This is a genomic window from Kitasatospora sp. NPDC051914 (assembly GCF_040680995.1).
Lineage (GTDB): Bacteria > Actinomycetota > Actinomycetes > Streptomycetales > Streptomycetaceae > Kitasatospora.
The window spans coordinates 1-12,225 of sequence record NZ_JBFAXX010000061.1 but is presented as its reverse complement, the minus strand read 5'-3'; the positions used below and the strand labels follow the sequence as shown (position 1 = coordinate 12,225).

Annotated in this window: 10 protein-coding genes; 7 read left to right on the top strand and 3 right to left on the bottom strand. The window is 75.1% G+C overall.

Features of this window, described 5'->3' with window-relative positions; genetic code table 11:
• Positions 1-114: 114 nt before the first annotated feature.
• The 4 genes from AB0M03_RS31360 (at position 115) to AB0M03_RS31345 (ending at position 6,098) form a co-directional block, all read left to right on the top strand.
• Positions 115-1,011 carry a hypothetical protein gene (locus AB0M03_RS31360; RefSeq protein ID WP_363497607.1) on the top strand — a complete coding sequence of 299 codons (897 nt, stop codon included), beginning with the start codon at positions 115-117 and terminating at the stop codon, positions 1,009-1,011.
• 114 nt (positions 1,012-1,125) lie between these two features.
• The gene (locus AB0M03_RS31355; RefSeq protein WP_363497605.1) at positions 1,126-2,217 is read left to right on the top strand and encodes an effector-associated domain EAD1-containing protein; all 1,092 of its coding nucleotides are present in this window, start codon (positions 1,126-1,128) and stop codon (positions 2,215-2,217) included.
• A 12-nt stretch (positions 2,218-2,229) separates the two neighbouring features.
• Positions 2,230-3,282, top strand: coding sequence for a hypothetical protein (locus AB0M03_RS31350; protein ID WP_363497602.1), 1,053 nt, complete (start codon positions 2,230-2,232; stop codon positions 3,280-3,282).
• On the top strand, positions 3,279-6,098 hold the full coding sequence (locus AB0M03_RS31345) for an AAA family ATPase (protein ID WP_363497599.1): 2,820 nt from the start codon (positions 3,279-3,281) through the stop codon (positions 6,096-6,098). Before AB0M03_RS31350 ends, AB0M03_RS31345 begins: the two co-directional genes overlap by 4 nt.
• Before the next feature lie 10 nt (positions 6,099-6,108).
• Here the strand turns inward: AB0M03_RS31345 and AB0M03_RS31340 are convergent, their stop codons facing one another.
• From AB0M03_RS31340 to AB0M03_RS31330, 3 genes are all read right to left on the bottom strand, one after another.
• Positions 6,109-7,635, bottom strand: coding sequence for an SDR family oxidoreductase (locus tag AB0M03_RS31340; protein WP_363497596.1), 1,527 nt, complete (start codon positions 7,633-7,635; stop codon positions 6,109-6,111).
• 19 nt (positions 7,636-7,654) lie between these two features.
• The gene (locus tag AB0M03_RS31335) at positions 7,655-8,731 is read right to left on the bottom strand and encodes a spore photoproduct lyase family protein (protein ID WP_363497593.1); all 1,077 of its coding nucleotides are present in this window, start codon (positions 8,729-8,731) and stop codon (positions 7,655-7,657) included.
• 138 nt (positions 8,732-8,869) lie between these two features.
• Complete coding sequence (locus AB0M03_RS31330; protein WP_363497590.1) at positions 8,870-9,925, bottom strand: alpha/beta fold hydrolase; 1,056 nt, start codon at positions 9,923-9,925, stop codon at positions 8,870-8,872.
• A gap of 116 nt (positions 9,926-10,041) precedes the next feature.
• Between AB0M03_RS31330 and AB0M03_RS31325 the strand changes: the two genes are divergently transcribed.
• The 3 genes from AB0M03_RS31325 to AB0M03_RS31315 all read left to right on the top strand — a co-directional run.
• Positions 10,042-10,971 carry a LysR family transcriptional regulator gene (locus AB0M03_RS31325; RefSeq protein ID WP_363497587.1) on the top strand — a complete coding sequence of 310 codons (930 nt, stop codon included), beginning with the start codon at positions 10,042-10,044 and terminating at the stop codon, positions 10,969-10,971.
• A gap of 400 nt (positions 10,972-11,371) precedes the next feature.
• A complete protein-coding gene (locus AB0M03_RS31320) occupies positions 11,372-11,956 on the top strand; it encodes a sigma-70 family RNA polymerase sigma factor (protein ID WP_363497584.1) in 585 nt (194 codons plus the stop codon).
• Positions 11,953-12,225: zf-HC2 domain-containing protein (locus tag AB0M03_RS31315; RefSeq protein WP_363497581.1), on the top strand; the 273-nt coding region annotated here is incomplete at its 3' end. The genes AB0M03_RS31320 and AB0M03_RS31315, both read left to right, overlap by 4 nt.

The window sequence follows — 12,225 nt, the reverse complement described above, 5'->3', positions numbered from 1 at the left end:
CTCACGCCGACCCGCCCGACTCCCGTCACGGATCGTCACCAACCGCCGGAAGAACGGCAGAAGGCCGCCCACGGGCCGACACTGGATAGGAGAACCCGTCGCCGGAGGAACGCCATGGGACCTGCGATCGTGTACGTGCACGGAATCGGGAACAAGCCGCCGGAGCAGCAGTTGAAACAGCAATGGGACGCGGCCCTGTTCGGCCGCCCGATGGGCGAGGAATCGCGCATGGCGTACTGGGCGCCGCTGCGCCACCCCGAGCCCCTGCCCGCGGCCGTACCCGACGACGGCGTCACCGAACTGCCCGCGTCGGGAACACCCCTGGAGTCCGTCCGGGCCACGGAGCCCGCCCCGCCCGAGGAGTTCCTCGCCGCAGTGCGCGCCGAGGCCGCCGGGCCGTTCGAGAGCAGCGGTGCCGGGCCGCTCGACCCCTGGCTGCGGGACATGGTGTACGCCGCCGAGGCGCTGTCCGCCGGGGAGGGCGCACCCGGTGGCGCCAACGGCCTGGAAGCGCTGCCGCTGCCCCGCTTCGGCCGCACCCTCGCCTTCCAGACCCTCGTCAGACACACCTTCAAGGACGTGCACGCCTACTTCTTCGGCGGCCTGCGCGAACAGATCCAGAAGATCGTCGCGAGCGCCCTCGACGAGGCCGACGGCCCGCTCGTCGTCATCGGCCACAGCCTCGGCTCGGTGATCGCCTACGAGGTCCTGCGCACCTACGAGGGCGAAGTGCCGCTGTTCGTGACCATCGGCTCCCCGCTCGGCATCACCGAGATCCAGGACCGGCTCGCCGCACCCCTCACCGTGCCGCCCGGCGTCGCCGCCTGGCGCAACGCCTGCGACGCCCGCGACCTGGTCGCCCTCGACAGCACCGTCCGCCCCGAGTACGAACCCGCCGTCCTCACCGAGGACGTCTTCGTGGTCAACGACAGCGCCAACCACCACGGCGCCGCCGAGTACCTCGCCTGCCCGGCCGTCCGCGACCCCGTCCTCACCCACATCGCCGTCTGACGGCCCGCCCGGGTCGCGTCCGCCCGTACCCCGGCGGCACCCGCCCGCAGCGGCCGGACCGCCGACAGCCCGCCGCGGACCGGCCGGAACACCACCGGGGGCACCCAGATGACCATGCCAGGCACGCAGATGAAGGAAGCCGTCGCGGCCCTCCTCGACGCCTTCACCCTCAACGCGTTCGACCAGATGCTCCGCTTCCACCTCGACCGCCGCCGCGAGGAGATCTCCCTCGGCTCCAACCTGCGCACCGTCGCCTTCGAGGTCCTCGACACCGCCGACCGCGAAGGCTGGGCCCCCGCCCTCGTCGCCGGCGCCCGCGAGGCCAACCCCACCAGTCCCCGGCTCGCCGCCTTCGCCGAACAGTGGCGGCTCACCCCCGTCCGACCCGAACAGCGCGCCGCCCTGGAGCGGGTCCTCGCCGACCGCCCCGGCTACCTCGACCCCACCGGCTGGCGGCAGCGCCTCGGCGCCCTCGAGGGCCGCGTCGGACGAGTCGAGGTCGGCGGCACCGACGGCACCTCCTACGGCACCGCCCTCCTCGTCGCCCCCGACCTGTGCCTCACCAACCACCACGTCCTCGCGCCCGTCATCGACGGCCGCAGCAAACCCGCCGACGTCCTCGTCCGCTTCGACCACAAGAAGTCCGCCGACGGCACCGTCCTCAACCCCGGCACCCCCCACCCGCTCGCCGACGGCGACTGGCTCGTCGACGCCAGCCCGCCCAGCCCCGTCGACACCAGCACCGACCCCGGCGACCGCCTCCCCGCCGACGACGAACTCGACTACGCCCTCTTCCGCCTCGCCGCCGAGGCCGGCCGCGAACCCGTCGCCGCCGACCGCGCCGCCCCCGACGCCCCCGAACGCGGCTGGATCACCGGCCCCGCCGCCCCCGCCGACGACGAGCACGCCCACCTCTTCCTGCTCCAGCACCCCGCCGCCGGACCGCTCAAACTCGCCATCGGACCCGTCCTCGGCCTCAACGCCAACGCCACCCGGCTGCGGCACGGCGCCGACACCGAACCCGGCTCCTCCGGCTCCCCCTGCTTCGACCGCGACCTCAACCCCGTCGCCCTCCACCACAGCGGCGACCCCGACTACAGCCCCGGCCACCGTCCCGCCTACAACGAGGCGATCCCGCTGCCGGCCGTCCGCGCCCTGCTGGAGCGCCGCGGACACGCCGACCGCGTCTTCCCCGTGGCCGACTAGGAGGCGGTGGCGGTGAGACTCTCCGGCGTGGACCGGCGGCACCTCGTGGAAGCCGTCGTCACCGACTACGAGGAGCAGGACCTCCGGCAGGAACTCTCCTACATCGACCGAAAACTGGCCGCCATCAGCACCGACACCGACCTGCGCAGCATGGTCCAGAAGGTCGTCGAGGAAGCCGAACGCGCCGGCTGGCTCGACCAGTTCCTCGGCGCCCTGCGCGAAGGCCGCTTCCCCACCGTCGCCACCCTCGCCGACCGCCTCCTCACCGCAGCGGTCCCGCCCCCCGGTGCCGGCGGCCAGGACGACCCCTACCTCACCGACCTCCTCGGCCAGCGGCTCTTCCTCGACCGCACCCTGCTGCGCACCCACCTCAAGGACCTGGTCTCCGACAGCCGCAGCCGCGTCCTCCTCGTCACCGGCCCCCGCAGCTGCGGCAAGTCCTACACCTGGTACCTCGTCACCCACGTCGCCCAGCACCTGCAGACCTTCAAGCCCGTCCTCGTCGACCTCAGCGAATGGGCCGACCAGGTCTGCACCCCGCACGACCTGATGAGCTCCATCGCCTCCCAGCTCAAACTGCCCGAACCCGCCGTCGACCAGTACGCCCAGGGCGCCGCCCAGGCCCGCCGCCTGCGCGACTGGCTCGTCGGCCAGCTCTACGACCAGAGCGTCCACTCCAAGTACCTGCTCGTCGTCGACAGCCTCGACCACGTCCCGCTGCAGGCCGACACCGCCGCCCTCGTCGACCACCTCGCCGGCGCCGCCATCCGCGAACGCCTCCCCGGCCTGCGCGTCATCCTCCTCGGCTACGGCCACCCCGAACTCGACGCCCTCGACTCCGTCCTCACCGAACCCGTCGGCACCATCGACCGGCGCGTCCTGTGCGACTTCTTCACCCGCCTCGCCGCCGGCCTCGACGTCGACATCGCCCCGCCCGTCGTCGAGAACATCGTCGACCGCATGCTCGACATGCTCCCCGCGGACCGCGCCGCCGCGATCCGGCGCCTGCCCGACACCGTCCGCGACACCGCCAACGCGGTCTTCGACAGGCAGGTACTGCGATGAGCAAGGCCCGCGAACGCATCACCGCCGGCGCGGTCGAGGAACGCCTCGAACGCCTCGCCCGCAGCACCACCGAAGCGGCCCGGCCCGCCACCCCCGCCGAACACGCCTACCGGCAGGCCGCCGCCGTCCTCGCCTGCTACGACCCCGCCACCCTCCGGCCCGTCGACCACGCACCCGACAACACCGCCCTCCAGGCCCTCCTCGCCGCCAGCGAACCCGTCTACGGCGCCGAAGGCACCCAGGAATGGCGCCTGCCCGAACCGCTCCGCCGCACCACCCTCGCCGCCATGGCCGGCCCCGACGCCTACCGCCGCGCCCTGGACGCCAACCCCGACCGCCCCCAGGGCCCCGTCCAACAGGCCCTCACCCGCTACCTCACCGGCACCGCCCCGCCGACCGCCGAGCAGGACCTCGACGAACTCCTCGCCACCGCCCGCGTCACCGACTGGCTCGGCGGAGTCGTCCCCGGCCTGCCCGGCAGCGACGAGGTCACCGACCACCTCGAACGCCGCCAACTCCTCGAACCGCTGCGCCGCCTGGTCAGCAGCCACTTCGGCGGCCGCGCCGACGTCCTCGCCGAACTCGCCGACCACACCGCAGGAACCGACCCCCGGCCCATGCTGCTCTGGGGGCCCGGCGGCATCGGCAAGTCCACCGTCCTCGCCCGGTTCATCCTCGACGGCGAACACCGCGGCGCCACCCCCCGGCTCCCGTTCGCCTTCATCGACCTCGACCGGCCCGGCATGCTCCCCCAGGAACCGCTCACCCTCCTCCTCGACGCCGTCCGCCAACTGCGCATCCAGCACCCGGGACTGCGCCCCCTCGCCGAGTTCTTCACCGGCAAGTGGATCTCCCGTGCCTCCACCCCCGACCTGCACACCCTCGTCGCCGCCCACGCCGACTCCGCGGCCGCCGCCCGCGGCACCCCCGACCACATCACCGCCTCCGCCCGGCTCCTCACCGCACCCTCCGAACGCGAGGAGCTCTACCAGGAGTTCGCCCGGCTGCTCGCCCTCGCCCTGCCCGAAGGACCCGTCCTGATCGCCGTCGACACCTTCGAGACCGCCCAGTACCAGGGCCCCGAAGTGCTCGCCGAACTCTGGCGGATGTTCGACCGCCTCGCCGACGCCAACCCCGCCGTCCGGATCGTCCTCTCCGGCCGGGCCCCCGTCGACCTCCCCGCCCGCACCCGGCGGCTGCCCGACTTCGACCGCGACGCCGCCCGCGCCTACCTGCAATCCCTGCTCGGCCCCGCCGCCGACCCGGCAGGCCTCGACAGGGTCATCGACCTCGTCGGCGGCAACCCGCTCAGCCTCCGCCTCGCCGCGGACCTCGTCCGCGCCGACGGCCTCGCCGACCTCACCGGCGCCGGCGCCGACCGCACCCTCGAACGCATCACCGGCGAGGAACTCCACGGTTACCTCTACCGCCGCGTCCTCGACCACATCGAGGACCCGGACGTCTGTCGGCTCGCCCGCCCCGCCCTCGTCCTGCGCCGGCTCACCCCGGACGTGCTCCGCTACGTCCTCGCCGCACCGAGCGGCGTCCCCGTCCACGACGACCAGCGCGCCACCGAACTCTTCGACCTGTTCGCCCGCGAGGTCGCCCTGCTCACCCGCGCCGCCGACGGCGCCCTCGAGCACCGCGGCGACGTCCGCCGCCAACTGCTGCCCCTGCTGCGCGCCGAGGCACCCGACCAGGTCGCCGAGATCCACGAGGCCGCCGTCCTGCACTACGTCCAGCAGGAGGACCTCACCTCCCGCGCCGAGGAGCTCTACCACCGGCTCAGCCTCGGCGAGCCCGCCGCCGAACTCGACCGCCGCTGGCAGCCCGGCGTCGAGGCCCTGATCACCGGCTCCATCGACGAACTGCCGCCCGCCGCCCAGGCCTACCTGGCCTCCCGCTCCGGACGGACCCTGTTCTCCGCCACCCTGCGCGACGTCCCCGCCGAGGAATGGGAACGCCACGCCGAGGTCCAGGTCACCCGGCTGCTCGAACTCGACGACCCGCACGGCGCCGCCGAGGTGATCGCCGAACGCCCCGCCGGCGCCGAGCACGGCCCCCGCCTGCTGCTGCTCGAGGCCAGAGTGCGCGCCGCCCTCGGCGATGTCCCCGCCGCCCGCGCCCTCGCCGACGCGGCCCGCCGCCGCGCCGCCGAACAGCACGAGTCCGCCCTCCAACTGGAGGCCGGCTTCGCCGGCGCCCGCTGGGCCTTCGAGGACGGCCGCGCCGAGGAGGCCGGCCCCGTCCTCGCCGAGGCCGTGCAGCTCGCCGGGGACCTCGGCGACCGGCTGATGGAGGTCCGGGTCGAACTCGCCCGCTGGGAACTGGCCCGCAAGCGCGGGAACGGCGCGACCGACGACGACGGTACCGACGCGGAGGCCGGCATCCGGACCGCCGCCCGGCGGCTGGTCCGGCTGATCGACGGGCGGACGGTCGAACTGATCTCCCAGGACCCGCGTCTGCTGCTCGCCGTCACCGGCGCGGTCGGCGACATGCGGCCCGCACTCGTCCGGCAGAGCCTGCGGGTGATCGGCCTGCGCCGGTTCACCGCCGGCCAGCGGGACGGTCTGGCCCGCGTCCTGACGGAGTGGGACACCGCCCTCGGCGGCGAGGCCGCCCGGATGGCCGCCTCGGCAGGCCCCGGCGCCGTCCTCCCCGCCACCGGCTTCTGGCCCAAGTGGCTGGCCACCGCCACCCCGGCACAGGCCGCCAACGCCCTCACCGCCCTCACCGCAGCCCTCCCCGGCGGCACCCCCGTCCTCGCCGAACTCGCCGCCGTCTACCGTCAATGGCTCGACCGGAAGAAAGGCTGAGCGGCTCCCTCTACGGTTCGGCCAGGGCGCGTTCGGTGATGTTGCGGGCCATGCCGCCGAAGACCACCGCGTGGAACGGCGCCACCGACCACCAGTACGCGTGGCCGGCCAGGCCGTGCGGGTGGAACAGCGCCCGCTGCCGGTACACGGCCCCGCCCGCGCCGTCCGGGGCGACCGACAGCTCCAGCCACGCCGGCCCGGGCAGCCGCATCTCGGCCCGCAGCCGCAGCAGCCGCCCCGGCTCGATCTCCTCGACCCGCCAGAAGTCCAGCGAGTCGCCGACCCGCAGCCGCGCCGGGTCGCGCCGGCCGCGCCGCAGCCCGACCCCGCCGACCGCCCGGTCCGCCCAGCCGCGCAGCGCCCACGCCAGCGGGAAGGAGTACCAGCCGTTCTCCCCGCCGATGCCCTCCACGATCCGCCAGACGGCCTCCGGCGCCGCGCCGACCCGCCGCTCCCGGACGTCCTGGTAGAGGCTGCCGCCCGCCCAGTCGGGGTCGGTGGGCAGCGGGTCGCTCGGCGCCCCGGGCAGCGAAGCCGAGGACCAACGGGTGACGACCTCGGCGTCCCGGATGCGGCGCAGCGCGAGGCGTACCGCGTCATCGAAGCCGATCAGGCCGTGCACCGGCCGGGGCAGGCCGGGGACGGACTGGGTGGGCGGGTCGGGCACGTACCGGGCGATGTCGTGCTCGGCGCGGACGACCTCGTGCCGCAGCGACTCCACCAGCGGCCGTGCGATGGAGTTGGGCACGGGTGTGACCAGGCCGACCCAGAGGCTCGAGAGGCGGGGGGTGAGCACGGGCACCGGTACGACGATCCGGCGGGGGAGCCCGGCGACGGCCGCGTAGCGGAGCATCATCCGGCGGTACGTCAGGACGTCGGGCCCGCCGATGTCGAAGGCCCGGTTGACCTCGGGCGGCAGGTCGGCGGCGGCGACCAGGTAGCGGAGCACGTCCCGGACGGCGATCGGCTGGATGCGGGTGCCGACCCAGCTGGGGGTCACCATGACGGGCAGCCGCTCGGTGAGGTAGCGCAGCATCTCGAAGGAGGCGGAGCCGGACCCGATGATCACTGCGGCGCGCAGTTCGGCGGTCGGGACGCCGCTGGCCCGCAGCAGCCGGCCGACCTCGGCCCGGGAGCGCAGGTGCGGGGACAGCTCGGCGGTCGGCACGCCGGCCGGCACCAGTCCGCCCAGGTAGACGATCCGCCGCACCCCTGCGCGGGCGGCGGCCGCGCCGAAGGCCCGGGCCGCCTCGCGGTCGGTGCGCTCGAAGCCGGGCCCGGTGCCGAGCGAGTGGACGAGGTAGTAGGCGGTGTCGACGCCCTCGAAGGCGGCCGGCAGGGTCTCCGGCCGGGTGACGTCGCCGGTGGCGGTCTCCACCCGGGCCCGCCAGGGGTGGTCGCGCAGCCGGCCGGGGTCGCGGACCAGGCAGCGCACGGCGCGGCCCGCCGCGAGGAGTTCGGGCACCAGCCGCCCGCCGATGTAGCCGGTGGCCCCGGTGACCAGGCAGAGCTGCGGCCGGGCGGTCTGTTCGGTCATCGGGTCTCCCGCAGGTGGGTCAGAAGGCGTACCGCACCGTGAGCCAGGGCGCGTGACGGTCGATCAGGGTGCCGAGCTCGGCCAGCGCCGCGGCCTTGAGGCCGGCCCGGTAGCGGACGTTGCGACTGCCGTTCTCGGACCGCTTGGGCTCCTGCAGGGCGGGCCGCCACAGCAGCTGTTCGGCCTTCGGATGCCAGCCCAGGTTGACCTCGTGCAGGCCCTGGTTGTGCGTCAGCATGATGATCTCCGCAGCGGCCCGGGCTTTCACGGAGGCGGGCAGCATGTCGTCCATCCGGTGCAGCAGCTCGGCCCAGTCCCGCTGCCAGCCCTCGCGCAGGACGACAGGGGAGAGATTGAAGTGCACCTCGTACCCGGCCTCCAGGAAGTCGCCGGCGGCGGCGATCCGGTCCGGCACCGGCGTGGTGCGGACGTCCAGCAGCCGGGCGTCGGCGGGCGGCATCAGCGAGAACCGGATGCGGGTGCGGCCGCGCGGATCCAGGTCCAGCAGGTCGCGGTTGACCCACTTGGTGGCGAACGTGGCCTTGGCGGTCGGCCAGTGCCGGAAGGCCCGGACGAGGTCGGCGGTGTTGTCGCAGACCAGGGCGTCCACCGAGCAGTCGTTGTTCTCGCCGATGTCGTACACCCAGGCGGCCGGGTCGCACTGGTTGGGCTCCGGCTTGCGGCCCTGGCGGCGGACGTGCCCGGCGAGGTAGCCGATGATCCGGTCGATGTTGGTGAAGACGGTGATCGGATTGGCGTAACCCTTGCGCCGCGGCACGTAGCAGTACGCACAGGCGAGCGCGCAGCCGTTGGCGGAGCTGGGGGCGATCCAGTCCGCCGAGCGGCCGTTGGGCCGGGCGGCGAGGGACTTCTTCACGCCCAGCACCAGGACCTCGCTCTTGATCCGCGCCCACCGCTCGACGTTCCCGGCGTTGCCGTGCAGGTGCGGGATCCGCCAGTGCGAGGGCACCTCGACCACCCTGGCCTGCGGAAAGCGTTCCAGTACCTGCCGGCCGCGCGGGGAGGCCGCGGCCTGCGGTTCGGCGTAGATCTCCCGGACGTCGAACAGCGGGAACGGTCGGCGGGCGGTCGGCACGGCGGTCGGTCTCCTGGAGTGGTGCTGTGCGGTGCTGGTCGGGCGGTACGGCGGCTGCGCCCGGCCGCTCGCTCGACCGTACGCCCCGCCGGCCGCTATTCGGAGCGTGCGGCTGCGCGGATTGCCCGCGTCCGCCCGTCAGCCGCGGAGCCGGTCGGCGAGCCAGTCCGCGGTGCCGGGGAGCCAGTCCGGGCGGGCGTTGCCCAGCAGGTGGTCGCCGTGCGGGACGAGCAGGTACTCGCCGCGCGGGGCGCTGCGGGCCAGCGGCTCGCCGTTCACCACGCCGGGGATGGTGTCCATGCCGCCGTCGACGACGCGCAGCGGGCAGCCGATCAGCCCGGCGGCGGCCGTGAGGTCGACGCGGTCGGCGAACTCCCGGGCGGCCGCGCGGCCGCCCGCCCGCTGGGTGAGGGTGTCGGTGACGAACGGCGGCAGCTCGTCCCACACCAGCCGGTACGGGCCGCTGACCGTGGCGGCGGCGCGCACCCTCGGCTCGTGGGCGGCCGCGACCGCGGCGTAGTAGCCGCCCAGGCTGAGCCCGATCAGTGCCGTCCGGGCGGGATCGAGTCCGCCCAGGCCGGTGAGCGCGTCCAGTGCCTCGCCCACCACCGCCTGGTAGTCGGGGCGCGGCGCACCGGTGGCCGCCCGGACGCCCTGCCCGGGGCCGTCCAGGGCGAGTGCGGCCAGACCGCGGGCCAGCAGTGCCTCCACCACGCCGTGGAACTCCTCCTTGCCGGAGTCCATGCCGGGGATCACCAGGACCGTGGCGGGGGCCGGCCCGCCGGTGCCGGCCGGGCGGCGCAGCCAGCCGGTGAAGGTCTCGCCCTCGATCCGCACCGCGCCGGGGTCCAGCCGGGCCAGCGCATCGGCCATCGCCGCGTCCGCCTCGGCGGCGGCGCGGGCCGCGAGGGCCCGGTCCGGGTGCGGCAGCCAGCTCGCGCAGTGGAACCAGCGGGCGGCGGAGCGGTAGGACTCGCCCGCGGAGACGCGGTGGCCGCGGGCATCGGCCGCCCCGGCCGCCTCCACGTGGGCCCGTCCTACGGCACGGAAGGCCGCGGACCAGTCGATGAGCGAGCCCAGCCCGGCGGTGACGCGGTCGTAGGCGAAGGCGTCCAGGCCGGCGGCGATGGCCCGGGAGCGGTTGACGAGGGTGAAGTCGTGGAGGATGCCGGGCAGTTCGAGGAAGGTGGACAAAGCTGGTCCTGAGGGTCGGCGGGCAGTGCCCCCAGCAGACCGCGGGCGGTGCCTGACGGTCCAACAACCGGCCCCGGTGAATCGACAACCAGGGGTTGTCGCCTAAGGTCGGGGAGGTGGATCTGGATCTTGCCCAGGTGCGGGCCTTCACCGCGGCGGCCGACCTGCTGCACTTCGGCCGTGCCGCCGACCGGCTGGGGATCAGCCAGCAGGCCCTCTCCAAGCGCATCGCCCGGCTCGAGGAGGTGCTCGGTGCCCGGCTGCTCGACCGCAGCGGCGGGCGCGGGGTGCGGCTGACCGAGACCGGCGGGCGGTTCCTCGGCCCGGCCCGCCGGGCCCTGGCGGCGGGGGAGCGGGCGGTCGCAGCGGCCACGGGCGGCGGCAGCCTTCGGATCGACGTCTGGGGCCACCTCTACGCGCCGATGCGCAGTCTGGCCCCGGTGCTCGACGGAGCCGGGCTGCCCGCGGTCGAACCGGGCGCCGCCCGGGACTACCCGGCGGTCGTCCGGGCCCTGCGGCGCGGCGAGACCGACCTCGGCCTCGGACGCGTGCCCGCCACCGCCGCCCCGGAGGGCCTCGCCCACCGGACGGTCCGCCTGGAGCCGGTCGACGCCGTCCTCGGCGCCGACCACCCCCTCGCGGACGCCGCGCAGCTGCGGCCGGCCGACCTGCGGGACAGCCTGCTCCACCACCCGGCGGAGCCCGGCCGGCTGGACTTCCTCACCGCCTTCGCCGACCGCTTCGGCGTCTCCCGGCGCACCGGTGGCCCCAACCTGGGCCTGGCACCCTTCCTGGCCGGCATCCGGGACGACCCCCGGGCCTTCTCGCTGTTCCCCGCGGACGCCGTCACCCGCGACCACCCGGGCCTGCGCTTCGTGCCGCTGGTCGGGCCGACCCCGCTCTACGCCTGGTCGCTGCTGTGGACGGGCCCGGAGGAACCGCCCGGGTTCCGTCCCCTCCTCGACGCCTTCGCCCGGACGGCCCGGCGGCTGCGCTGGCTGGAGTACGACCCGGCCCGCGACTGGCTGCCCGGCAGCGGCCGTTGAGCGGCGGGCCCGGCCGCGGGTTCGCGGGGCACGGGTGCGGCCAGGTGGCTGGCCGGGCGGTACCCGATGTGACAGGCTCGCTGCCCGGACCGACCGGTCCGGTCGGTGAATCGCTCGGTCTGCGAGGTGCTCCGTCGTCGAGGTTTCGGCGGCCGATCGGTTCGGTCGGCGAGCCGCTCGGGCGCAGCAGTTCCGCGACGGTCCGTGCGGTGGGCAATCCGATGGGCGCCCGGCTCCGAACACCCGTTACCGATGACTGCCGCCGTCGGTGGACGGCGCGGTCCCCAGTCGATCCGCGGAGGTTCCCGATGCCCGCCACCCGTCAGACGGGCGAGCCGCGCGCCTGTCCGGCCCGCGCCGCGCGGCTGCCCGTGACGACACGTCCCGGCGGGGTGGTGGAGTGAACACCGTCGTCCACCTGTCGGGCCCGCACCGGCGCGGACCCGATCTCAAGGAACTCGTCGCCCAGGTGGCCTTCGGCGACCAGGACGCCTTCTCCCGGCTGTACGACGCCGTGGCCGGCCCGGTCTTCGGCCTGGTCCGCCGGGTCCTGCGCGACCCGGCGCAGTCCGAGGAGGTCACCCAGGAGGTCATGCTGGAGGTCTGGCGCACGGCCGCCCGGTACCAGCCGGAGCGCGGCGAGGTGATGTCCTGGGTGCTGACCATGGCGCACCGCCGGGCGGTCGACCGGGTGCGCGCCGTCCAGGCCGCGGCCGACCGCGACCAGCGGGTCGCCGCGCGCTCCCACACGCCGGCCTTCGACGAGGTCGCCGAGCAGGTGGAGGGCAGGCTGGAGCGCGAGCAGGTGCGGCGCTGCCTGAAGATGCTGACCGAGCTCCAGCGGCAGTCGGTCACCCTGGCCTACTACCGGGGTTACTCCTACCGTGAGGTGGCGGACATGTTGAGTACGCCGCTGGGCACCGTCAAGACGCGGATGCGGGACGGGCTGATCCGGCTGCGGGACTGCCTGGGGGTGGGGTCGTGACACTCGGAGCCGATCTGCACACGCTCACCGGTGCGTACGCCGCGCACGCCCTGGACGAGCCCGAGCGCACCGAGTTCGAGCACCATCTGGCGGTGTGCGGGGCCTGTGCGCTGGAGGTCCGGGAGTTCTCCGCGACGCTGGCCCGGCTCGGCGCGGCCGAGACGGAGGCGCCGCCGCCGGAGCTCAAGGCCCGGGTGATGGCGGACATCGGGGCCGTCCGCCAGCTCGCGCCGCCGGCCGTGCCGCCCGGTGACCCGGGGGCACCGGGC